At 71.0% G+C, this 22,554-nt stretch carries 18 protein-coding genes; 9 read left to right on the top strand and 9 right to left on the bottom strand.

The window, feature by feature from the left end:
- The first annotated feature begins 111 nt into the window (after positions 1 to 111).
- The gene (locus BLU79_RS34985; protein WP_093910023.1) at positions 112 to 1,578 is read left to right on the top strand and encodes a cytosine permease; all 1,467 of its coding nucleotides are present in this window, start codon (positions 112 to 114) and stop codon (positions 1,576 to 1,578) included.
- Here the strand turns inward: BLU79_RS34985 and BLU79_RS34980 are convergent.
- Both BLU79_RS34980 and BLU79_RS34975 read right to left on the bottom strand, forming a co-directional pair.
- A complete protein-coding gene (locus tag BLU79_RS34980) occupies positions 1,575 to 2,663 on the bottom strand; it encodes a branched-chain amino acid aminotransferase (RefSeq protein ID WP_093910022.1) in 1,089 nt (362 codons plus the stop codon). The genes BLU79_RS34985 and BLU79_RS34980 overlap by 4 nt on opposite strands.
- A gap of 294 nt (positions 2,664 to 2,957) precedes the next feature.
- Positions 2,958 to 4,001, bottom strand: a complete 1,044-nt coding sequence (locus BLU79_RS34975; protein ID WP_093910021.1) for a 3-isopropylmalate dehydrogenase — start codon at positions 3,999 to 4,001, stop codon at positions 2,958 to 2,960.
- A 142-nt stretch (positions 4,002 to 4,143) separates the two neighbouring features.
- On the opposite strand from BLU79_RS34975, the gene BLU79_RS34970 reads away from it, so the two are divergent.
- The gene (locus tag BLU79_RS34970) at positions 4,144 to 5,718 is read left to right on the top strand and encodes a purple acid phosphatase family protein (protein WP_093910020.1); all 1,575 of its coding nucleotides are present in this window, start codon (positions 4,144 to 4,146) and stop codon (positions 5,716 to 5,718) included.
- 61 nt (positions 5,719 to 5,779) lie between these two features.
- Here BLU79_RS34970 and BLU79_RS49390 read toward each other — a convergent pair whose 3' ends face one another.
- Positions 5,780 to 5,911, bottom strand: a complete 132-nt coding sequence (locus tag BLU79_RS49390; protein ID WP_093910019.1) for a hypothetical protein — start codon at positions 5,909 to 5,911, stop codon at positions 5,780 to 5,782.
- A 370-nt stretch (positions 5,912 to 6,281) separates the two neighbouring features.
- Here BLU79_RS49390 and BLU79_RS34960 point away from each other — a divergent pair, with 370 nt between their 5' ends.
- Complete coding sequence (locus BLU79_RS34960) at positions 6,282 to 6,488, top strand: DUF5988 family protein (protein ID WP_093910018.1); 207 nt, start codon at positions 6,282 to 6,284, stop codon at positions 6,486 to 6,488.
- Between the two features lie 62 nt (positions 6,489 to 6,550).
- Here the strand turns inward: BLU79_RS34960 and pruA are convergent, their stop codons facing one another.
- Both pruA and BLU79_RS34950 read right to left on the bottom strand, forming a co-directional pair.
- The gene (gene pruA / locus BLU79_RS34955) at positions 6,551 to 8,182 is read right to left on the bottom strand and encodes an L-glutamate gamma-semialdehyde dehydrogenase (protein ID WP_093910017.1); all 1,632 of its coding nucleotides are present in this window, start codon (positions 8,180 to 8,182) and stop codon (positions 6,551 to 6,553) included.
- Positions 8,183 to 8,218: 36 nt separating this feature from the next.
- Positions 8,219 to 9,145, bottom strand: a complete 927-nt coding sequence (locus BLU79_RS34950; protein ID WP_093910016.1) for a proline dehydrogenase family protein — start codon at positions 9,143 to 9,145, stop codon at positions 8,219 to 8,221.
- 146 nt (positions 9,146 to 9,291) lie between these two features.
- Here BLU79_RS34950 and BLU79_RS34945 point away from each other — a divergent pair, with 146 nt between their 5' ends.
- On the top strand, positions 9,292 to 10,488 hold the full coding sequence (locus BLU79_RS34945) for a PucR family transcriptional regulator (protein ID WP_093910015.1): 1,197 nt from the start codon (positions 9,292 to 9,294) through the stop codon (positions 10,486 to 10,488).
- Positions 10,489 to 10,520: 32 nt separating this feature from the next.
- Here the strand turns inward: BLU79_RS34945 and BLU79_RS34940 are convergent, their stop codons facing one another.
- Positions 10,521 to 12,089, bottom strand: a complete 1,569-nt coding sequence (locus BLU79_RS34940) for an FAD-dependent monooxygenase (RefSeq protein WP_256333580.1) — start codon at positions 12,087 to 12,089, stop codon at positions 10,521 to 10,523.
- A 123-nt stretch (positions 12,090 to 12,212) separates the two neighbouring features.
- Here BLU79_RS34940 and BLU79_RS34935 point away from each other — a divergent pair, with 123 nt between their 5' ends.
- From BLU79_RS34935 to BLU79_RS34920, 4 genes are all read left to right on the top strand, one after another.
- Positions 12,213 to 13,730: an ABC transporter substrate-binding protein gene (locus tag BLU79_RS34935; RefSeq protein ID WP_093910014.1), complete on the top strand. Its 1,518-nt coding sequence runs from the start codon at positions 12,213 to 12,215 to the stop codon at positions 13,728 to 13,730.
- On the top strand, positions 13,727 to 15,526 hold the full coding sequence (locus BLU79_RS34930) for an ABC transporter permease subunit (RefSeq protein ID WP_093910013.1): 1,800 nt from the start codon (positions 13,727 to 13,729) through the stop codon (positions 15,524 to 15,526). Before BLU79_RS34935 ends, BLU79_RS34930 begins: the two co-directional genes overlap by 4 nt.
- 206 nt (positions 15,527 to 15,732) lie before the next feature.
- Positions 15,733 to 16,725, top strand: coding sequence for an ABC transporter ATP-binding protein (locus BLU79_RS34925; RefSeq protein ID WP_093910012.1), 993 nt, complete (start codon positions 15,733 to 15,735; stop codon positions 16,723 to 16,725).
- Positions 16,722 to 17,438: an ATP-binding cassette domain-containing protein gene (locus BLU79_RS34920; protein ID WP_093910011.1), complete on the top strand. Its 717-nt coding sequence runs from the start codon at positions 16,722 to 16,724 to the stop codon at positions 17,436 to 17,438. Before BLU79_RS34925 ends, BLU79_RS34920 begins: the two co-directional genes overlap by 4 nt.
- Here BLU79_RS34920 and BLU79_RS34915 read toward each other — a convergent pair.
- Positions 17,392 to 17,976: a TetR/AcrR family transcriptional regulator gene (locus tag BLU79_RS34915; protein WP_093910010.1), complete on the bottom strand. Its 585-nt coding sequence runs from the start codon at positions 17,974 to 17,976 to the stop codon at positions 17,392 to 17,394. The two genes, BLU79_RS34920 and BLU79_RS34915, sit on opposite strands and share 47 nt — an antisense overlap.
- A 109-nt stretch (positions 17,977 to 18,085) precedes the next feature.
- Between BLU79_RS34915 and BLU79_RS34910 the strand changes: the two genes are divergently transcribed.
- Positions 18,086 to 19,633 (top strand): MFS transporter, encoded by a 1,548-nt coding sequence (locus tag BLU79_RS34910; RefSeq protein ID WP_093910009.1) that lies wholly within the window; start codon positions 18,086 to 18,088, stop codon positions 19,631 to 19,633.
- Between the two features lie 125 nt (positions 19,634 to 19,758).
- Here the strand turns inward: BLU79_RS34910 and serA are convergent, their stop codons facing one another.
- Together serA and ilvC are read right to left on the bottom strand one after the other, a co-directional pair.
- Positions 19,759 to 21,348, bottom strand: coding sequence for a phosphoglycerate dehydrogenase (gene serA / locus BLU79_RS34905; protein WP_093910008.1), 1,590 nt, complete (start codon positions 21,346 to 21,348; stop codon positions 19,759 to 19,761).
- Between the two features lie 230 nt (positions 21,349 to 21,578).
- Positions 21,579 to 22,554 (bottom strand): ketol-acid reductoisomerase (ilvC, locus tag BLU79_RS34900; RefSeq protein ID WP_107489327.1); only part of this gene is annotated, 976 nt, incomplete at its 5' end.

Genomic DNA, 22,554 nt, shown 5'->3' with positions numbered 1-22,554 from the left:
CTCGACTTTAGAGCATCACTCTAAACACCAGAATGCTTTACCCGAAGGGTTGACGGCAAGCACGAGAACACTCCAGATTGAACGCCACTCTAACTGACGAGGGAGACCAGCATGCCGATGGAACAGCGCGGAGTCGACACGATCCCCGACGAGGAACGCACGAGCGGCCCTCGGGACCTCGTCTCGATCCTGCTCGGGTCGAACCTCTGCCTCGGGGTGATCGTCTTCGGCTGGCTGCCCCCGTCCTTCGGCCTGAGCTGGTGGGAGTCGGTCACCTCGATCGTGCTGGGCACCCTGGCCGGCACGGCCCTCACCGCCCCGCTGGCCCTGATCTCCCTGCGCACGGCGACGAACCTGTCCACCTCCTCGGGCGCCCAGTTCGGGGTCCGGGGCCGCCTGGTCGGCTCGGTCGTCGGCCTGCTGCTGGCGCTGGGCTACTCCGCGCTGACGGTGTGGATCGGCGGCGACGTGATGGTGAGCGTGCTGGGCCGCCTGGTCGGCATGCCGGCGAACGACATGTCGTACGGCGTCGTCTACGCACTCCTCGCCGCCGCGACCGTCGCCGGAGCGGTCTACGGCTACCGCGTGCTGCTCGCCCTGTCCCGCGTCCTCGCGATCGGCATGACGGCCCTGCTGGCCCTCGGCGTGATCGCCTACGCCCCGCACTTCACGACCGCCGCGCTGCCCGAGGCCGGCGGCTATCTGCTGGGCGGCTTCTGGCCGACCTGGCTGCTGGCGCTGGTGGCGGCGGGACTGTCCGGCCCGATCGCCTTCATCACCCTCCTCGGCGACTACACCCGCTACATCTCCCCGGCCCGGCACTCCTCACGCACGGTTCTGCGCGCGACCTGGCTCGGCCTGACCCTGGGCCTGCTCGTCCCGCAGCTCTTCGGCACCTTCACGGCGTACGCGGCCCGGGCGGCGCTCGACTACGCCGGACCGCTCGTCTCCGCGTCCCCCGCCTGGTATCTGGTGCCGCTCCTGCTGGCCGCCTCGGCGGGCTCGGTCGGCAACGCCGGTCTGATGCTCTACTCCATGGGCCTCGACCTGGACGCCATCCTGCCGCGCGCGTCCCGGGCGACGGCCACGTACACGGTCGCGGTGATCGCCACGGCCTGCGTGTTCCTCGGCCACTACTACTCGTCCGCGCAGGACGCGATGACGTCCTTCGTCCTGCTGCTCACGGCGATCGGCTCTCCCTGGGCGGTCATCACCCTGATCGGCTTCGCGCGGTGCCGTGGCGTGTACGACGCAGAGGCCCTCCAGGTCTTCAACCGCCGGGCGCGGGGCGGGATCTACTGGTACCGGGCCGGCTGGCACATCCCGGCGACCGCGTCCTGGGCCCTGGGCGCGGTGGTCGGTCTGCTGGCCGTCTCCCTGCCGTCGTACGAGGGACCGCTGCTGTCGCTGACCGGCGGGGTGGACTGCAGCTTCCTGCTGTCGGGGCTGGTGGGAGGGGTGGCGTACGTGCTGCTGACGATCGGTGACCCTTCCCGGCCGGAGAAGGCTCCAGCGCGCGAGAGGGCCGCCACGGACGCGGCGTCCGAGGCGGCCCTGACGGTCACGGCGGAGAACTAGCCCAGCTTGTGCATCCAGCCGTGCTTGTCCTCGGCCTTGCCCCGCTGGATGTCGAGGAGGGCCTGGCGGAGCTTCAGCGTGACCTCGCCGGGCTCCCCGTCGCCCTGCCGCCACTCGGCGCCCGTGCGCTTCACGATGCCGACCGGCGTGATGACCGCGGCCGTACCGCAGGCGAAGACCTCGGTCAGGGTGCCGTTCTCGGAGTCGCGCTGCCACTGGTCGACGGAGACGCGGCCCTCCTCGGCCTCGTAGCCGAGGTCACGGGCGACGGCGAGGAGGGAGTCACGGGTGACGCCCTCCAGGATGGAGCCGGTGAGGGAGGGCGTGACGATCTTGTCGCCGTACACGAAGTACAGGTTCATGCCGCCGAGCTCCTCGACCCACTTGCGCTCGACCGCGTCGAGGTAGCAGACCTGGGCGCAGCCCTCGGCGGCGGCCTCGGCCTGGGCCAGCAGGGAGGCGGCGTAGTTGCCGCCCGTCTTGGCGTCGCCCATGCCGCCCGGGACGGCGCGGACGTGGTCCTCGGAGACCCAGATGGACACCGGCTTCACGCCGCCCGGGAAGTAGGCGCCGGCCGGGGAGGCGATGACGATGAACAGGTACTCACTGGCGGGCTTCACGCCCAGGCCGACCTCGGTCGCGAACATGAAGGGACGGAGGTAGAGGGACTCCTCGCCGCCATGCGCGGGAACCCAGGCCTCGTCCTGCGTGACCAGCGCGTCGCACGCCTCGATAAACGTCTCGACCGGCAGTTCCGGCATACCGAGCCGACGCGCCGAGGCCTGGAAACGCTTGGCGTTCTTCTCGGGGCGGAAGGAGGCGACGGTCCCGTCGGGCTGACGGTAGGCCTTGAGGCCCTCGAAGATCTCCTGCGCGTAGTGCAGAACCATGGTGGCCGGGTCGAGGGAGAGCGGCGCGTACGGCACGAGCTCGCCGTCGTGCCAGCCCCGGCCCTCGGTCCACTTGATCGTCACCATGTGGTCGGTGAAGTGGCGGCCGAACCCCGGGTTGGCCAGTATCGCCTCGCGCTCGGTGGCGGCCAGCGGGGTGGCGGAGGGCTTGAGCTCGATCGTGGGCGTCGTCATGAGTAGATGTCCTTCACCGGTTTCGTTGTGGCGGGCCGCGGTCACGCCAGTACTGCCAGTGGCCAGTGCTAGGACGTCCGAGCATTCCCTTGTTCCGCGGCTCCGCGTTCGATTATCGCAAGCGGGAGCCGTGGAAGAAATCGGCCTGATCGGCGTGAAATCGCGACCCAAGGGTTGATGGTGACACCCGGCGGCGGACATGGGGAAGCCGCCGGGTGCGGAATGACCCGGCGGCTTCGAAAGGTGTTCGAGGGGCTGGGGGTCCCCCCACGCCCTTAAGGCAGTGGGGGAAGGTCAGCCGGCTACTCGTGCGGCCAGCGCGTCGCCGGTCTCCGACGTGCTGCGGGCGGGCTTGCCGGCGCGCTCGGCGAGGTCGGCGGAGACCGCCTCGTCGATGCGGGCGGCCTCGGCGTCGTAGCCGAGGTGGCGCAGGAGCAGGGCGACGGACAGGACCGTGGCGGTCGGGTCGGCCTTGCCCTGGCCGGCGATGTCCGGGGCCGAGCCGTGCACGGGCTCGAACATGGACGGGAAGTCGCCGGACGGGTTGATGTTGCCGGAGGCCGCCACACCGATACCGCCGGAGACGGCCGCGGCGAGGTCGGTGATGATGTCGCCGAAGAGGTTGTCGGTGACGATGACGTCGAAGCGCTCGGGCTGGGTGACCAGGTAGATGGTCGCGGCGTCGACGTGCATGTACTCGGTGGTGACCTCGGGGAACTCCTCGGCCACCTTGTTGAAGATGTTGGTCCACAGGTGACCCGCGAAGGTCAGCACGTTGTTCTTGTGGATCAGCGCCAGCTTCTTGCGCGGGCGGGCCTGCGCACGGGCGAAGGCGTCACGGACCACGCGCTCGACACCGAAGGCCGTGTTCACGGAGACCTCGGTGGCGACCTCGTGCTCGGTGCCCTTGCGGATGGTGCCGCCGTTGCCGGTGTACGGGCCCTCGGTGCCCTCGCGGACGACGACGAAGTCGATGCTCGGCTCACCGGCGAGCGGGGTGGCGACGCCCGGGAGGAGCTTCGACGGACGCAGGTTGACGTGGTGGTCGAAGGCGAAGCGGAGCTTGAGCAGGAAGCCGCGCTCCAGGACGCCGGAGGGGACGCCCGGGTCGCCGATCGCGCCGAGCAGGATGGCGTCGTGGTGCTTCAGGGCGTCGAGGTCGGCGTCGGTGAGGGTCTCACCGGTGGCGTGGTAGCGCCGGGCGCCGAAGTCGTACTCCTTGGTCTCCAGCTTCACATCCTGCGGAAGGACGGCGGAGAGGATTTTCAGGCCTTCGGCCACGACCTCCTGGCCGATGCCGTCACCCGGAATCACTGCGAGATTGAGGCTGCGAGACATGTCGGCACCCTACTCCTCGTCCCATGGGATGACATGCGGTGTCCGCGATACGGACACTCTGATGGGGGACGGCGTCTGCGTGTCGACTGACGTTCACCCGTATGTGGGGCGGGTGTTGGCCGTCGCTGGGAAGTTTCCCACCATGGACATCCCCGACTTCGGCATCCCTCCGCAGCTCGCCCGCCGTATGAGCATGGCGGAACAGCACGAGTACCTGCGTACGAAACTGTCCCGGCGCCGCACGCTGGTGACCGCGGGTGCGGTGGCGGGTGGGCTGTTGACGGGCTGCGCGGGTGCGGAGTCGGGCACGTCCGGTACCAAGGCCTCCGCCGCGGCGTCCCCGTCCTCCGCCACGAAGGTGCCGGGCTCGGCCGTCGCCCCGTTCGGCCGCCATCTCGCCTTCGGCGCCGACCCGAGGACACAGATGCGGATCTCGTGGCAGGTCCCGGCCGCGGTGAAGAAGCCGTATGTCCGGATCGGGACCCGGCCCGACGACCTGAGCCGCAAGATCGAGGCCGAGGTGCGCGATCTGCACACGCCGGAGGTCACGGGCATCCGCGCGGCCCTGGACCAGTACTACGTGCACGCGGCCCTGGACGGCCTGCTCCCGGGCACCACGTACTACTACGGCGTCGGCCACGACGGCTTCGACCCGGCCTCGGCGGCGCACCGCTCGACGATCGCGTCGTTCCGCACGGCGCCGTCCCGTCCGGAGAAGTTCGTCTTCACCGCCTTCGGTGACCAGGGTGTCAGCAAGGCCGCGGCCGCGGGCGACCACATCCTGCTGCGTCAGGAGCCCGCCTTCCATCTCCACGCGGGCGACATCTGCTATGCCAACGTCAAGGGCCGGGGCGAGGAGTCGGACGGCTACGACCCCGCCTTCTGGGACCTGTTCCTCAAGCAGAACGAGGAGGTCGCACGGTCGGTGCCGTGGATGGTGACGACCGGCAACCACGACATGGAGGCGTGGTACTCCCCCGACGGCTACGGCGGCCAGCTCGCCCGCTGGTCCCTGCCGGAGAGCGGCTTCGACCCGCGCACGGCACCGGGCGTGTACGCGTTCACGTACGGCAACGTCGGCTTCGTGGCGCTGGACGCCAACGACGTGTCGTACGAGATCCCCGCCAACCTCGGCTACACGGGCGGCAAGCAGACGGCATGGCTGGACGACAGGCTGGCCGCGCTGCGGGCGGACCCGGCGGTCGACTTCGTCGTCGTCTTCTTCCACCACTGCGCCTACTCGACCTCGTCGCACGCCTCCGACGGCGGCGTGCGCGACGAGTGGCTGCCGCTGTTCGCCAAGCACCAGGTGGACCTGGTGATCAACGGGCACAACCACGTCTACGAGCGGACCGACGCCATCAAGGACGGCGAGGTGTGCCGGCGCGTGCCGATCGGCGCGTCGACCGACCCGACGCGGGACGGCACCGTGTATGTCACCGCGGGCGGCGGCGGCAAGGATCTGTACGGCTTCCCGGCGGGCGTGAAGGAGAGCTACGAGGGGCATGTGCGCGACCGCGAGTCCGTCGACACCTTCGAGTGGACGAAGTCGCAGGCCTCGAAGGCGGAGACCGTGGAGTGGTCGCGGGTGCGTTACCGGGGCTTCTCCTTCCTCAAGGTGGAGGCGGAGAGCGGTTCGGCGGCGAAGCTCAAGGTGTCGGCGCTGGCGCAGAGCGGTGACCGTATCGACCATTTCGAGGTGCGGCGCGGAGCGTGAGTCCGCGCCGCACCCCGGCGGGTGCGGCTCCCGGCTCTGTCGAAACGGGCTGGTGTGCGGCTCAGTGGCCGGTCGAGCCGCCGTTGTCACGGCGGTCGAGGGCGCGCTGGAGAGCGGCCGCGGCGTTCTTGCGGTCGGACTCGGTCATACGGGAGATGTGACGGACTCGACGGCGGGCGGTCGTCTCGGCCATGAGGAATCGACTCCTTCGGAATCCTGGAGTGCACACACCGAATCCGGGGGTGCACAAAGGGGATACGAGACGCCGGAAGGGGCGGGGAGCGGTGCCGCAGGGGTTGCCTGCACGGGGCCCGGCTCACGACCGCCATTCGCTTGATCGAGCGAGACGTTCGGCTTCTACAAAGCTAAGGGAGGACGGCGCGTCTGTCTCCACAATTACTCGGACTTCCTACTATCTGAGACGGTGGAGTGGGTCACACGCCGCTGACCTGCACTTGCGCACCGTGCCCGAGCGGCTTCGAGGCTCGCCCACTCGGCTGATCCTCCGCCGATCCCCCGCGCGGCACGGGACACACCGCGACGGCGAGGGGAACGGTGTGGTCATGACCGACACGGTGAAAGTGTTTCTCAAGGGCGGCCCGGACGATCTGGCCGAGCGGATCGTCCCGACCCCGCTCCCCGGCCCGGATGTGAAGATCAAGCACCGCGGGGGATACGAGCACTTCAGGCCGACCTCACGGCAGACGGACACACCCGAGGGCGCGCTGCCCGTATACGAGTGGTGGGAGCGCACCGAGATCGCCGAGTAGGGGCCGGAATGACGGCGAGGGGCCGGGCGAACCGCCCGGCCCCTCAAGCACGTTGTCGACCGTCAGCCCATGTGCGGGTAGGTGTAGTCGGTCGGCGGGACCAGCGTCTCCTTGATGGCGCGGGTCAACGTCCAGCGCATCAGGTTCTGCGGGGCACCGGCCTTGTCGTTGGTGCCGGAGGCACGGCCGCCGCCGAAGGGCTGCTGGCCGACGACGGCGCCGGTCGACTTGTCGTTGATGTAGAAGTTGCCGGCCGCGTAGCGCAGCTTGTCCATCGTGTACGCGGCAGCCGCACGGTCGCCCGAGATGACCGAGCCGGTCAGCGCGTAGGCGGACACCGACTCCATCTGCTCCAGCATCTCGTCGTACTTGTCGTCCTCGTAGACGTGCACGGCGAGGAACGGGCCGAAGTACTCGGTGGTGAAGACCTCGTTCTCCGGGTCGGAGCACTCGACGACGGTCGGGCGGACGAAGTAGCCGACCGAGTCGTCGTAGGAGCCGCCCGCGACGATCGTGCAGGTCGGGTCGGCCTTCGCACGGTCGATGGCGGCCTTGTTCTTGGCGAAGGCGCGGTCGTCGATGACGGCGCCGACGAAGTTCGCCAGGTCCGTCACATCGCCCATGGTGATGTAGTCGACCTCGGCGGCGAACTCCTCCTTGAAGCCGGAGTTCCAGATCGACGCCGGGATGTAGGCCCGGGAGGTCGCGGAACACTTCTGGCCCTGGTACTCGAAGGCACCGCGGGTCAGGGCGGTCTTCAGAATCGCCTTGTCGGCGCTCGGGTGGGCGACGACGAAGTCCTTGCCGCCGGTCTCGCCGACGATGCGCGGGTAGGAGCGGTACTTCTCGATGTTGTTGCCGACCGTCTTCCACAGGTACTGGAAGGTCTTGGTCGAGCCGGTGAAGTGGATGCCGGCGAGGTCGCGGTGCTCAAGAGCGACCTTGGACACCTCGATGCCGTCACCGGTGACGAGGTTGATGACACCCTTGGGCAGACCGGCCTCCTCCAGCAGCTGCAGGAGCAGCACGGCGGCGTGGGTCTGCGTCGGGGACGGCTTCCAGACGACGACGTTGCCCATGAGAGCCGGAGCCGTCGGCAGGTTGCCCGCGATCGCCGTGAAGTTGAACGGCGTGATCGCGTAGACGAAGCCCTCCAGCGGGCGGTGGTCGAGGCGGTTCCAGACGCCCGGGGAGTTCGCCGGGGGCTGCTCGGCGAGCAGGTCACGGGCGTACTTGACGTTGAAGCGCCAGAAGTCGACCAGCTCGCAGGGCGTGTCGATCTCGGCCTGCTGCGCGGTCTTGGACTGGCCGAGCATGGTGGAGGCGGCCAGCGTCTCGCGCCACGGGCCGGACAGCAGCTCGGCCGCGCGCAGGATGATCGCGGCGCGGTCGTCGAAGGACATCGCACGCCAGGCCGGCGCGGCGGCGAGGGCCGCGTCGATGGCGTCCTGGGCGTCCTGCTGGGTGGCGTTGCCGTAGGTGCCGAGGCGGGCCTTGTGGTTGTGCGGCTGCACGACGTCGAACCGCTCACCACCGCCCATCCGCCGCTCGCCGCCGATGGTGCAGGGCAGGTCGATCGGGTTCTCGGCCAGCTCCTTCAGCTTGACCTCCAGCCGGGCGCGCTCGGGCGAGCCGGGGGCATAGCCGTGCACCGGCTCGTTGACGGGGGTGGGGACCTGGGTCACAGCGTCCATGTTTTCCGTAACTCCTTAGTGAGCGGTGTTTCGGGGTCAGCCCTTGGTGATCATGCTTCGGACGAAGAACCGCAGGTTGGCCGGCTTCTCAGCGAGCCTGCGCATGAAGTAGCCGTACCAGTCGGTGCCGTAGGCGGTGTACACGCGCATGCGGTGGCCCTCCGCGGCCAGCCGCAGGTGCTCGTCGCTGCGGATGCCGTACAGCATCTGGAACTCGTACTCGTCGAGCTTTCGCCCGGCGCGTCGCGCGAGCTCCTGGGCGACGGAGATCAGACGCGGGTCGTGGGACCCGATCATCGGGTACCCGGCGCCCTCCATCAGAACCTTCAGGATCCGCACGTACGCCTTGTCGATCTCGTGTTTCTGCTGGTAGGCGACCTCGGCAGGCTCCTTGTAGGCGCCCTTGACGAGCCGTACCCGGCTGCCGTTCTCCGCGAGGCGGCGGGCGTCGGCCTCGGTGCGGAAGAGGTAGGCCTGGATGACGCAGCCGGTCTGCGGGAAGTCGCGGCGCAGTTCCTCGTGGATGGCGAACATCGAGTCGAGGGTGGTGTGGTCCTCGGCGTCGAGCGTGACCGTCGTACCGATGGCGGCGGCGGCCTCGACGACCGGGCGGACATTGGCGAGGGCCAGTTCGTGGCCGCCCTCCAGCGCCTGCCCGAACATGGACAGCTTCACGGACATCTCGACGCGTTCGCCGAGCCCGAGGTCCTTGATCCGGTCGACCAGTCGCAGATAGGCGTCCCGGGCGAGCGTGGCCTGTTCGGGGCGGGTGATGTCCTCGCCGACGACGTCCATCGTCAGCTCCAGGCCCTTGCCGGTGAGGTCCTCGATGATCGGCACGATCTCGTCGACGGTCTCGCCGGGGATGAACCGGTCGACGACCTGCTTGGTCACCGGTGCCGCCGAGATCAGGCGTCGCATCCGGTCGCTGCGCGACGCGGCAAGAATCACGGGACCCAGCACGGGGCACCTCCACAAACCAGCAGATAGAACCACCGTGAAACCTAAGGATCCCTCCGATCGTCGGCCATCGACAGCTGTCACGCATCCGTGCCGCAGATCTCAGACAGATGTATGAAGGCCCTTGGGAAATGCGGGAGAATGCCAGAGTGACGTCGGAATTCAAGGGTGACTACCAGGAGCTGGTCGACGAGATCTCGGAGCTGCTGGGCGTGCCCGCGACCCTGGAGAACCGGGACTTCGAGCTGATCGCCTTCGGTGCCTACGACAGCGAGGGCGAGCTCGACGCGTCGGCCCTGGACCCCGTGCGCACCCGCTCGATCCTGACCCGCCGCTCGACGGCGGCCGTGCGCACCTGGTTCGAGGGCTTCGGCATCACGCGCGCCACCGGCCCGGTACGGATCCCGCCCACCCCGGAGGCGGGGGTCTATCGCGGACGCATCTGTCTCCCCGTACGCCATCGGGGTGTGGTGCTGGGCTACGTCTGGCTCCTGGAGGACGAGCCGGGCCCGACCGACCAGCAGTTGACGGCCGCCATGGAGGTGACCGCCCGCATCGGCGCCCTGCTCGCGGACGAGGCACAGCACGGGGCGGACCTCAGCCGGGAGCTGCGGGCCGCGCTGACCGCCGAGCGCGGCTGGCCGGGGGACATGGCCGTCGCCGAGCTGCGCACGGCGCTCGGCTCACGCGCGGACGGCGTCCATACGGTGGTCTGCGTGGCCCCCTGGCCGTCGGCCGACCCCGACGACGCCCCGTCCGTGCGGACGGTGCCGCATGCCACCGCGCTGTGCACGGTCCCGTGGGGGGCGACGGGGCAGAGCCTGGCGGTGCTCGTACGGCTGCGCTCGCCCGAGGTGCGGACGGCGGCGCTGGCGGCGGCGTCCCGGCTGCTGAAGGAGAGCCCGGCCGCCGGGCCCCTCCCGCAGGGCCGGGCCCAGGTGGCGGCCGGCCTCGGCGAACCCCGCGCCGGTCTCGCCGAGCTGAGCACCGTCTGGCAGGAGGCGTCGGCCGCGGCGCGCGCGGCGCTGGCGGAACCCCGGCTCGGCCCGGTGGCCGAGTGGTCGCGCATCGGGCCGTACCGCCTGCTGACCTCGCTCTCCCCGCAGCCGGTGCACGACCCAGCGGTGGCCCCGCTCCTTTCCCCCGCCCACCGGGAACTCGCCCGCACCGCCGAGGCCTACCTCGACTGCGCGGGCCAGGCCGGCCGCACCGCCGCCGAACTCGGCATCCACCGCCAGACCCTGTACTACCGCCTCTCCCGCGTCGAGCAGCTCACGGGCCTGGACCTGGACGACGGCGAGGACCGGCTGCTGCTGCACATGGCGTTGAAGGCGGCGCGGCTGTAGCCGTGCCGAGCCTCTCGACCAGCGGGACTCGATCAGCGGGAGGTGACGGCGGCGAGGGCGTCGGTCAGCGTGGCGTCGCCCGGTGGGCCGTCCCTCCAGCGGGCGGCGGAGTGGCCGTCGGGGCGGACGAGCAGGGCTCCGTGCGGGCCGAGGCCCCAGAGGTCGGCGTGCTCGTCGGGGAGGGGTTCGACGCGCAGCGGCCAGGGACCGGTGGGGCGGGACTCCCAGTGGGTGGGGTCCGGGGTGAGCAGGGTGAACCATGCGCCGAGGACGTCGAGCGTGGAGCGGCCGTCCGTGAGCCAGAGATGCGGCATCCGGTGGCCCGGTGTCGCCGTGGGGAGATAGGTCGTGCCCGTGCCCGACGGCTCGACCGGAGCGCCGTCGTCGGTCAGGACGGCGGCGGAGCGGTAGGCGACGCCGAGCACGAGGCCGAGTTGTGCGAAGTACTGCTCCGACCACGGCGGTTCGATACGGTCCGATGCCCGTGCCGCGCCCGCTCGTAGCTGCTCGCGGCGCACGTCCTGTACTTGGAACAGCAGCTTGGAGTTCTCCACGGCCTGGCCGAGGGTCCGGTGGGCGACGGGTTGTCGTTCCGTCTCGTAGGTGTCCAGCAGGCCCGGTCCGGCCCAACCGCGCAGTACGCCCGCCAGCTTCCAGCAGAGGTTGTGCACATCGGCGACACCGACGTTCATGCCCAGGCCGCCGGCGGGCGGGATCGCGTGTGCGGCGTCGCCGGCCAGCAGGATCCGACCGTGGCGGAAGCGCGCGGCGACGAACGCGTTCACCACCCAGTGCTGCACCCGCAGCACGTCGACGTCCACGTCGGCGCCGAGGGAGCGCGCGACAAGGCCCGGCCAGTCGGCGCCCTCGGTGTCCTCGGGGGTGGGCACGAACCAGGCCCAGCCTCCCTCGGGGTACAGCGGCAGGAACGAGCCCTGTGAGGTGAGGTAGACACCGGCGGGCTGCTTGGCGGACCAGTGGTCGAGGGGGGCGTCGAAGACGACGGTGGTGACGCGGCCCACCGCGCCCGGGCCCGTGGTGTCGATGCCCAACAGCCCACGGACGGTGGAGTTCGCGCCGTCGGCGGCGAGTACGTATCGGGCGCGGACCTGGGTCTCCGCACCGCTCCGGCGGTCGAGGAGCCGGGCCTCGACATGCTCGTCCGCTTCGGCCAGGTCGAGAAGTTCGACACCGAACAGCATCTGAGAGTCCGCCGCGTCGAGCAGGGTGGGCTCCAGCCGGTCCTGCGAGGTGACCACGCCGATCACGGGGCTCTCGGGCACCGGCGCGTTGACCCCGATCATCGCCGCCGAGGCGAAGTCGGGGGCGTGCAGGGTGTCACGGAAGCGGATACGGCCGTACTCCGGCGCGAACGCGGCGGCGGTGATCCGCTCGGCGAGTTCGAGCTGACGGAAGATCTCCATCGAGCGCACGTTGACCAGCCGGGAGCGGGGGAACGGAGACAGCTCCCGATGTTTCTCGACCAAGAGGACCCGCACGCCCCAGCGTTGGAGCAGCGCCCGGGCGGTGAGCCCGACGGGCCCGCCCCCGACGATCAGTACCTCCACCTCGGCGCCGGGCGCCGGCATGTCGGGCTGCATGAGATCCATCATCCGCGCCCTGCGGGCCTCCGCAACGACACACTCTGATTATTGGAAATGATTGTCATCATGCTACGGTCACAGCAACCGCTCTCTTGACCACCCCTTTACCCGGAGGGTTCCGTGCGCCTGCCCGCCCGCCGTCTGCTCCCCGTCACCGCCATCCGTGCCGTCACCGCCGCCACCGCGGCCTCCGCACTGCTCACCGGCTGCTTCGCCGGAGCGGAGTCGTCCACGGACGCGGGGGCGGACGGCCGACGCATCCGTGTCGCGATGATGCAGCCCCCGCGCTCCGGGCTGTCCCCTCTCTCCGACGACGCGTTCAAGCTGTCCCGCTGGTCGACGGCCGAGACCCTGGTGAAGCTGGACGCGGACGGCGACGCCAAGCCCTCGCTCGCCACCAAGTGGCAGCAGTCCGGCCGCACCTGGACCTTCGAGATACGCGACGGCGTCACCTTCCACGACGGCACGAAGCTGGACGCCGAGGCGGTCGTACGCTCCCTCACCAAGGCGGCCACCGCCTCCCCCAAGCCCCGCATCCTCGACGGCGTCGACCTGACCGCGAAGGCCGAGGACGCCGACACCGTCACCGTCACGACCGCCACCGAGGACCCCTTGGTCCCGCAGCGGCTCAGCTCCCCGCAGCTGTCGGTCCTGGCGGCCAAGGCGTACCGGGGCAAGGCCGTGAACCCCGTCGGCGCGGGCACCGGCCCCTTCGAGCTCACGAAGGTGGGCGGCACCGCCTCCGCCACCCTCGACCGCTACGACGCCTACTGGGGCGGCAAGGCCAAGGCCCCGGGCATCGACGTGACGTTCGTCCCCGACGGCACCGCCCGTGCGGCGGCGCTGCGCAGCGGCGAGGCCGACATCGTCGAGGCGATACCGGTCTCGCAGGCCTCGGTGCTCGATCAGGACCTGATCACCGAGGTGCCGATGCCGCGCACCAACACCCTGTATCTCAACACCGGCAAGGGCGCCTTCAAGGACGCCTCGCTGCGGGCCGCCGCCCGCGAGGCGATCGACGCCGAGGCGATCGTGCAGGGCGTGTACGAGGGTCGCGCCGATGTCGCCGAGGGGCTGCTCGGCCCCGCGCTGCCGTGGGCGGCCGAGCTGCGGGGGCCGGTGACGCGGGCCGCCGAGGCGGGCAGGCCGAACGGCGAGGCGATCACCATCGGGACGTACACCGACCGGGCCGAGATGCCCGAGGTCGCGGCCACGCTGCAACAGCAGCTCCAGAAGGCCGGGTTCAAGGTGAAACTGGACGTCCGCGAGTACACCAACATCGAGGCCGACGCCCTGGCGGGCAGGTTCGACGCGTTCGTCCTCTCCCGCGCCACCGTCCTCGACTCCGGCGACCCGGCCGCGTACCTCTACAGCGACTTCGCCTCCGACGGCACCTTCAACCTGTCGCAGTTCGCCGATGACAAGGTGGACGGGGCCCTGCGGAAGGCCTCCGACGCCGAGGTCGGCGACGCCCGCCGCAAGGCGGTCATCGCGGCCGAGGCGGCCGTACTCGCCCAGGACGCGGCGCTGCCGATGCTCCACGAGCGGGTGATCCAGGGTGACGCCGACAGTGTGGTGAACGCGGCTCACGACCCGCGCGAGCGTGAACTCGTCACCATGGACACGTACGTCAAGTGAGAGTCCACCCACGTCAAGTCGGTGTCGCCGTAAGGAAGTCGGTCGGCCCGTCCGGCCTGACCCGCCTCGTCTGTCTCGTCGCCGTCCTGGCCACGGTCGGCCTGCTGCCCTGGCTCTCGCACCGGGACCCGGCGCTCACCGTGCTGCGCGCCCGGTCGGCCGAGCAGGAGCCGACCGAGGAGGCCCTGTCCGCGATCCGCCAGGACCTCGGCCTGGACGCCGGTCCCCTCTCCCTGCTGGGGAGTTGGGCCTCCGACCTGCTGCGCGGCGACTTCGGCACCTCCTGGGTGTCGGGCACCGACGTGCTGCCGTCCGTCGTGGCCGGCCTCCAGGTGTCGCTGGGCCTGATGGGCGCGGCGCTCGGCGTGGCGGTCGTGCTGGCCGCGGCGCTGGTGGCGCCGGTGCTGGTGCGGGGGCGCGGATCGGCCGGGGCGTTCGCCGCCATGCTGGCCGCCGTCCCCGAGTTCCTGCTGGCCACCGTCGCGCTGCTGGTGTGCGGGGTGTGGCTGGGATGGCTGCCGACGGCGGGCTGGGCGGGCCCCGAGTATCTGGTGCTGCCCGCACTCGCCCTCGGTGTCCCGGCGGGCGGTCTGCTCGGCCGGCTGGTCGCGGACGCGCTGCCCGCCGTGCTCGACGAGCGGTGGGTGGAGCTGTGGCGGGGTGCGGGGGTGAGCCGGGCGCGGATCGCGGGGGCCGCCCTGCGCCGCGTACTGCCGCCGCTGGTACCGCAGTTCGGGATGGCCGCCGTCGGCCTGACCGGGGGCGCCGTCGCGGTGGAGATGGTGTTCGCGGTGCCCGGCATCGGCCGTACGGCGCTCGGCGCGGCCAAGTCGCAGGACCTGCCGCTGCTCCAGGGCTCGGTCCTGGCGTTGCTGCTGCTCGGCCTGATCGCCGGCGCGCTGGCGGCGCTCACCCGGCGACGCCTGCTGGGCCCGGCCCTGCGTGACGCCGGCCTGACACTGCCCCCGGCACGCCCGGTCCGCACCCACCCGGCGATCCCGTTGGCCCTCTTCGCACTCCTCGCCGCGCCCATCGGCTGGGGCCTGCTGCGCGACCCGTACACGGTGAACACGGCCGTCCGCCTCACGGCCCCCTCCTGGGCGCACCCGCTCGGCACCGACGCCCTCGGCCGCGACGTCCTGGCCCGGCTCGGCCACGGCGCCGCCTCGACGGTCGGCACGGCCGCCGCCATCTGTGCGCTGAGCCTGCTGGTCGCGCTCGCGCTGGGCTTCCTGCCCGGCGTCGCGGCGGGCGCGGCCGACATCGCCAACGCCCTGCCCCCGGTGATCGTCGGCATCCTGGTCGCGGCGGCGGCCGGACCCGGCACCGGCGGCGCGGCCCTGGCGGTCGCCCTGATCTCCTGGCCGGCGCTGTCCGCACACGCCGCGGCCCTGGTCCAGGAGGTACGGGCGTCGGCGTTCCTGACCGCCCAACGGGCCATGGGCGCGACCCCGTTCTGGATCCTCACCCGGCACGTCCTGCCGTCCGTCGCCGCCCCGGTCGCCCGCCACGCCCTGCTTCGCCTGCCCGGCATCGCCCTGGCCCTCGCCTCCCTCGGCTTCCTCGGCCTGGGCGCCCAGCCCCCCGCCCCCGAGTGGGGCCTCCTCCTCGACGAGTCCCGCGCCTACGTCGAACGGGCCCCATGGGCGGCCCTCGCCCCGGCGGTGGCGCTGGCCCTGCTGGCGGGGCTGGCGGTGACGGGGGCGGCGGCCGTACAGGGCCGGGGAACACGGCGACCCAACCGCACCGCCCCCATCGACCGCGCCGCCCGGAAGGAGCCCCCCGTTGCAGCCTGAGAGCCGCTCCGAGACCGAGGCGCCGCTGTCGACGCGCGAGCTACGGATCGCCTTCGACGGGGTCGACGCCAAGCGCGGCCCAGGCAGTCACACCGGCCCTGCCGACAGGCCTGGCGGTGCCAGGGCGACGGCCGCACAAGGCCGGGGAACACGCCGGCCCAACCGCGCCGCCCCCGTCGTACCCGTCGCCCGGAAGGAGACCCCCGTTGAAGCCTGAGGAAGCGCTGCTGTCCGTCAACGACCTGCGCATCGCCTTCGACGGGGTCGAGGCCGTGCGCGGCATGTCCTTCGACGTCCGTCCGCGCGAGACCCTCGCGATCGTCGGGGAGTCGGGCGCGGGCAAGTCCCTCACGGCCCGGGCGCTGCTGGGCATGCTGCCGCGCGGTGCGACGACGAGCGGGACCGTGCGGCTGCTCGGCGAGCCGGACCTCGCGGCCCACCGCGGCCGCCGTATCTCCCTCGTCCCGCAGGACGCCCTGTCCGCCCTCTCCCCCGTGCACCCGGTGGGCGACCAACTCGCCGCCGCCGTACGGTCGGTGGCCCGCGTCTCCCGCAAGGAGGCCCGGGCCCGGGCGGTCGCCGCGCTCGACCGGGTCGGCATCCCGGACGCCGCCCGCAGGGCACGGGCGTATCCGCACGAGTACTCCGGCGGCATGCGGCAGCGCGCGGTCATCGCCATGGCGACGGTCAACGAACCGGACATCGTCGTCGCCGACGAACCCACCACCGCCCTGGACGAGGAGCGCCGCGACCAGGTGCTGCGGGTGCTGGCCGAGCAGCGGGAGGCGGTGGGCGCGGCGCTCGTCCTGGTCACGCACGACATGGACGTCGTACGGGATCACGCCGACCGTGTGCTGGTCATGTACGCCGGTCGCCTCACCGAACTCGGCCCGGCGGACGAGGTACTGGGCCGCCCCCGCGCCCCCTACACGGCGGGCCTGCTGGCCTCCCTCCCCCAGCACGCGCCCCCGGGCCGCCGCCTCCCCGCCCTGCGCGGCACCCCACCCGCCCCGGCCGCCCTCCCGCCGGGCTGCGCCTTCGCCCCGCGCTGCCCGCTCGCGACCGACCCCTGCCGTGCCGTCGAACCGGAACCGCAGCCGGTCGAGGAACGCCTGGTGGCCTGCCACCACTGGCCAGAACTCCCGCACCCGGCAACCGAGTTGTTCCTGGAGCAGAGACAGGAGGGGCAGCCCGCATGAGTGACGACGCCCTGCTCGACGTCCGCGACCTCGTGGTCCGCTACGGCGACACCACCGCCGTCGACCACGTCTCGTTCGCCCTGGCCGCCGGCGAGACCCTCGCCCTGAGCGGCCCCTCCGGCTGCGGCAAGTCCTCCACTGCGCTGGCGGTCCTTCAGCTGCGCCGCCCGGACTCCGGTGAAGTCCGTTTCGAGGAACGGGAGTTGACGACCCTCACCGAACGCGAGCTGCGCCCGGTCCGCCCGCGCATGCAGCCCGTCTTCCAGGACCCGTACGGTTCACTGAGCCCCCGCCTCCGCATCCGCGACGCGGTGGCGGAGCCGCTGAGGGCGCAGGGCCGCTGGAACGCCGCCGACGGTCCCGCCCGGGTCGCCGAACTCCTCGACCGGGTCTGCCTGGACCCGTCGTACGGCGACCGCCGCCCGCACGAACTCTCCGGCGGCCAGTGCCAACGCGCCGGAATCGCCCGCGCGTTGGCCTCCGAGCCACGCCTGCTGATCCTCGACGAACCGGTCTCCTCCCTCGACCCCTCCGTCCGGGCCGGCGTGCTGAACCTGCTCGCCGACCTCCAGGACGACCTCGGCCTCGGCTACCTGTTCATCTGCCACGACCGGGCGGTCGTACGGCATTTCGCGGATCGCGTGGTGGAGATGCGGGACGGCCGGATCACTTCCGAGTGGCGGCCTCGAGCACCTGACGCAGCCCCTCGGTGAGCTGCTCTGCGTCGGGCGCGGTCTTCGGGTCGAACGTCCACTGCGCGATGAGACCCGTCATCAGGGTCACATAGAACATGCCGAGGGTGTCCAGCGCCTCATCCGGGACGTCCTCCTCCCGCCCGCCCATGAGCAGCGGAATCAGTCCGCGCGCGGCCTCCCGCTGAGCCACCGCCAGATGGTCGCGGACCTCCGGCAACTGGTCGCCCATGACGACGATCTCCATGCTGAGGTGCCACAGGGAGCCGGGCCCGCGCATGGTACCGATGATGTTCGACCACACCTCCCGGAACCGTTCGATCGAACCGGGTTCGGCGGTGATCCCGGTGACCCCGTCACCCTCGAAGCGGTCACCCATCCCCTCCACCAGCGACACATACGCCTGCGCGAGCAGCGCGTCCTTCGAGCCGTAGTGGTAGCCGATCGAGGCCAGGTTGGTCCCCGACTCCTTGACGATGTCCCGCGCCGTCGTGCGCACGAACCCCTTGTCGAGCAGGCAGCGCTTGGCGCCCTCGAGCAGATCCTCACGGTGTCCCATGCGACCACCCTACCGCCGATCCATACGACCGTCCCATACGCATGTCCCATACGAGCGTCTTACACATTCGTTCTAGACAAGCGTTTAAGACGCGCGTACATTCACCGCCATGACAACCAACCAGCCGAGCACCACCACGCCCCCACCCCCGCCCGCCCGCGCCGGCCGCCGCGAATGGACCGCCCTCGGCGTGCTGATGCTTCCGCTGCTGCTGGTCTCGATGGACGTCTCGGTCCTCTACTTCGCGATCCCGTCGATCAGCGCGGACCTGGAGCCGAGCGGCACCCAGCAGCTGTGGATCTTCGACATCTACGCCTTCGTCCTGGCCGGCCTGCTGATGACGATGGGCTCGCTCGGCGACCGCATCGGCCACCGCCGCCTGCTCCTGATCGGCGCCGCCGCCTTCGGCACCGCCTCACTGGTGGCGGCGTACGCGAACAGCGCCGAGATGCTGATCGCGGCCCGCGCGGTCCTCGGCATCGGCGGTGCCACCCTGATGCCCTCGACGATGGCCCTGCTCCGCACGATGTTCACCGACCCCGGGCAACGCGCGAAGGCCATCGGCATGTGGTCCGGCGTGATGACGGCCGGGATCGCGCTCGGCTCGGTGATGAGCGGGGTGCTCGTCGAGTTCTTCTGGTGGGGCTCGGTCTTCCTGGTCAACCTGCCCGCGATGGCGCTCCTGCTGGTCCTCGGCCGGCTCCTGCTCCCCGAGTCCAAGAACCCGGCGCCCGGCCGCTTCGACCTGCTGAGCATCCCGCTGTCGATGGCGGCCGTGCTCCCCGTGATCTACGGCCTCAAGGAGATCCCCTCCGAGGGCTGGAACGTCCGCTACGTCGTCTCGATCACCGTCGGCCTGCTGTTCGCGGCCCTCTTCGTGCACCGCCAGCGCACGACCGCCGCGCCGATGATCTCCCCGGCCCTGTTCCGGGGGCGGGGCTTCGCGCCCTCGGTCGCCCTCAACCTCCTCTGCATGTTCGCGGTGATGGGCTCGGCCTACTTCACCACGCAGTACCTGCAGTCGGTGCTCGGCAAGGGCGCGCTGGAGGCGGCCCTGTGGGCCCTGCTGCCGTCGGTGCCGATCGGGGCGGCGGGGCCGATCGCGACCCAGCTGGTGCAGCGGGGCGTCAACCGCGCCTACGTCGTCACGGCGGGCTTCGCGATCGCCGCGGCCGGATTCGCGCTGCTGACCCTCGCCGGAACGAACTCGATGTGGCTGGTGCTGACCTCGTGCGCGGTCCTCGCCGTCGGAGGCGTCACGGTGATGTCCCAGATCATGGACCTCGCGATGGGCACCGCCCCGGTGGAGCGGGCCGGCGCCGCGTCCTCCCTGATGGAGACCGGCGGAGAGTTCGGCGGCGCGCTGGGCATGGCGGTGCTCGGCTCGATCGGCACGGCGATCTACCGCCACGAGATCCCGGCATCGGCCCCGGACGCGGCGCGCGAGACGCTGGGGGGCGCACTGGCAGTCGCGGACCATGTCCCCGGGCTGGCGACGGCGGCTCGCGAGGCGTTCACCAGCGGGATGCAGGGCGCGGCGATCGCGGGGGCGGTACTACTGGCGGGGGCGGCGGTGCTGGCGGCGGTCACGCTGCGACGGGTCGTGCTGCGGGAGCCGGCATGCGCAACGCCGGAACGAGAGAAGGCCGCTGCCTGAGGCAACGTACGCGCATGCGAAACGCCGGACGGGCCGACCAACTCAGCCCGTCCGGCGTTCGAGGACGAGGCCCCTTCAGGGCCGAAGCGGGAGTCTGGGGGCGGCAGCCCCCAGGTACCGCAATCTCAGACGAGGTTCACCGCACGGGCCGACGTCGCCCCGATCTCCTCGGCGACCTCGGTCAGCACCCCGGCGGGGACCGTGTCGTCCACGGTCAGGACGGCCAGCGCCTCGCCACCGGCGACCGCACGCGACACCTGCATACCGGCGATGTTGATGCCCGCCTCGCCGAAGATGCGACCGACCGTGCCGACGACACCCGGACGGTCCTCGTACTTCAGGACGACCATGTGCTCGGCGAGCGCGAGGTCCACGTCGTAGTCGCCGACCGCGACGATCTTCTGCAGGTGCTTCGGACCGGCCAGCGTGCCGGACACCGACACCTCCTCGCCGTTGCCGAGCGTGCCGCGCACCGTGACGACGTTGCGGTGGTCGGTCGCCTCCGAGCTGGTCGTCAGCCGCACCTCGACGCCACGCTCCTGGGCGAACAGCGGGGCGTTGACGTACGACACCGTCTCGTCGACGACGTCCTCGAAGACACCCTTGAGGGCGCTGAGCTCCAGCACCTTCACATCGTGCTGGGTGATCTCGCCGTAGACCTCGACGTCGAGGCGGACCGCGACCTCACCGGCGAGCGCCGTGAAGATACGGCCCAGGCGCTCGGCGAGCGGCAGACCCGGCTTGACGTCCTCGGCGATGACACCGCCCTGGACGTTCACCGCGTCGGGCACGAGCTCACCGGCGAGGGCGAGACGCACCGAGCGGGCGACGGCGATACCGGCCTTCTCCTGCGCCTCGTCGGTGGAGGCGCCGAGGTGCGGGGTGCTGACGACCTGGTCGAACTCGAACAGCGGGGAGTCCGTGCAGGGCTCCTTCGCGTACACGTCCAGACCGGCGCCGGCGACGCGGCCCTCCTTGAGCGCCGAGTACAGCGCCTCCTCATCGACGATCCCGCCGCGCGCGGCGTTGACGATGCGCACGCTCGGCTTGACCTTGCGCAGCGCCTCGTCGCCGATCAGGCCGAGGGTCTCGGGAGTCTTGGGCAGGTGGACGGTGATGAAGTCCGAGACCTCGAGCAGCTCGTCCAGCGACAGCACCTTGACGCCCATCTGCGCGGCGCGCGCGGGCTGCACATAGGGGTCGTACGCGACGACCTTCATACCGAAGGCGGACATGCGCTGCGCGACGAGCGCGCCGATGCGGCCGAGGCCGACCACACCGAGGGTCTTCTCGGCGAGCTCCACACCCGTGTACTTGCTGCGCTTCCACTCGCCGACCTTCAGCGCGGCGTTGGCCTGCGGGATGTTGCGGGCGGTGGCGAGCAGCAGACCGCAGGCCAGCTCGGCGGCGGTCACGATGTTCGAGGTGGGGGCGTTGACGACCATCACGCCGGCCTTGGTGGCGGCGGAGACGTCGACGTTGTCCAGGCCGACGCCGGCTCGTGCGACGACCTTCAGCTTCTTCGCGGCGGCGATCGCCTCGGCGTCGACCTTGGTGGCGGAACGGACCAGGATCGCGTCCACATCGGCGATGGCCGGGAGCAGCTCGTCCCGGTCAGCTCCGTTGCAGTGGCGGATCTCGAAGTCCGGGCCAAGCGCGTCCACAGTCGCGGGCGACAGCTCTTCAGCGATGAGTACGACGGGTTTCGAGCTCACGTGAGTCCTCACAAGTCCAATGCGGACGGCCGTCCCGACGGCCGCAGGCGGTGGAGGGTACTGGCCGCGTGGAAGACGCACGACGCTGTGGGCCTGACGCGTATGTAGTACGGCAGTGTAGTGGCGCCGAGGGAGTCGTCCTGCGCCTCTGTGGAAGGATCACCCGTCCGTGATGCGACGGGTTGGACAACGGGGCCGGAGCAGCACGCCCCGGCCCCGTCCGCTGAGGCTTACGCCTCCTCGTTCACCCAGCTCATGAGCTTGCGCAGCTCCTTGCCGGTGGTCTCCAGCAGGTGCTCGGAGTCCTGCTTCTTGTATTCGTTGTACTTCTTCAGACCGCCGTGGTACTCGTCCATCCAGGCCTGGGCGAAGGTGCCGTCCTGGATCTCGGCGAGGACCTGCTTCATCTCGGCCTTGGTGGCGTCGGTGATGATCCGCGGGCCGGTGACGTAGTCGCCCCACTCGGCGGTCTCGGAGATCGACCAGCGCATCTTCTCCAGGCCGCCCTCGTACATGAGGTCCACGATCAGCTTCAGCTCGTGCAGGCACTCGAAGTACGCGATCTCCGGCTGGTAGCCGGCCTCGGTCAGCGTCTCGAAACCGGCCTTGACCAGGGCGGCCGTACCACCGCAGAGGACGGCCTGCTCACCGAACAGGTCGGTCTCGGTCTCCTCGGTGAAGGTCGTCTTGATGACGCCGGCGCGGGTGCCGCCGATGCCCTTGGCGTACGACAGGGCCAGCGCGAAGGCGTTGCCGGTGGCGTCCTGCTCGACAGCCGCGATACACGGAACGCCGCGGCCCTCCTCGTACTGGCGGCGGACCAGGTGGCCCGGGCCCTTGGGGGCGACCATGCAGACGTCGACGCCGGCCGGGGGCTTGATGAAGCCGTAGCGGATGTTCAGACCGTGGCCGAAGAACAGGGCGTCGCCGTCGTTCAGGTTCGGGGCGATGTGCTCCTCGTAGACCTGGGCCTGGATCGGGTCCGGGACGAGGATCATGATGACGTCGGCCTCGGCGGCGGCCTCCGACGGGGTCACCACGCGCAGGCCCTGCTCCTCGGCCTTCGCCTTGGACTTGGAGCCCTCGTGCAGACCGACGCGGACGTCGACACCCGAGTCACGGAGCGACAGCGCGTGGGCGTGGCCCTGGCTGCCGTAACCGATGACCGCGACCTTGCGGCCCTGGATGATGGACAGGTCGGCGTCG

The organism is Streptomyces sp. cf386, from assembly GCF_900103585.1.
Classification (GTDB): domain Bacteria; phylum Actinomycetota; class Actinomycetes; order Streptomycetales; family Streptomycetaceae; genus Streptomyces.
This window is presented reverse-complemented; position numbering and strand designations above follow the sequence as displayed.

Bases quoted from the DNA above. Each gene is read 5' to 3' on its own strand.
- BLU79_RS34980 (WP_093910022.1), bottom strand. From the start codon at position 2,663: ATGACGACGCCCACGATCGAGCTCAAGCCCTCCGCCACCCCGCTGGCC.
- BLU79_RS34960 (WP_093910018.1), top strand. From the start codon at position 6,282: ATGACCGACACGGTGAAAGTGTTTCTCAAGGGCGGCCCGGACGATCTG.
- BLU79_RS34915 (WP_093910010.1), bottom strand. From the start codon at position 17,976: ATGGGACACCGTGAGGATCTGCTCGAGGGCGCCAAGCGCTGCCTGCTC.
- BLU79_RS34940 (WP_256333580.1), bottom strand. From the start codon at position 12,089: ATGCAGCCCGACATGCCGGCGCCCGGCGCCGAGGTGGAGGTACTGATC.
- BLU79_RS34970 (WP_093910020.1), top strand. From the start codon at position 4,144: ATGGACATCCCCGACTTCGGCATCCCTCCGCAGCTCGCCCGCCGTATG.
- BLU79_RS34975 (WP_093910021.1), bottom strand. From the start codon at position 4,001: ATGTCTCGCAGCCTCAATCTCGCAGTGATTCCGGGTGACGGCATCGGC.
- BLU79_RS49390 (WP_093910019.1), bottom strand. From the start codon at position 5,911: ATGGCCGAGACGACCGCCCGCCGTCGAGTCCGTCACATCTCCCGTATG.
- BLU79_RS34920 (WP_093910011.1), top strand. From the start codon at position 16,722: ATGAGTGACGACGCCCTGCTCGACGTCCGCGACCTCGTGGTCCGCTAC.
- BLU79_RS34985 (WP_093910023.1), top strand. From the start codon at position 112: ATGCCGATGGAACAGCGCGGAGTCGACACGATCCCCGACGAGGAACGC.
- BLU79_RS34910 (WP_093910009.1), top strand. From the start codon at position 18,086: ATGACAACCAACCAGCCGAGCACCACCACGCCCCCACCCCCGCCCGCC.
- pruA (WP_093910017.1), bottom strand. From the start codon at position 8,182: ATGGACGCTGTGACCCAGGTCCCCACCCCCGTCAACGAGCCGGTGCAC.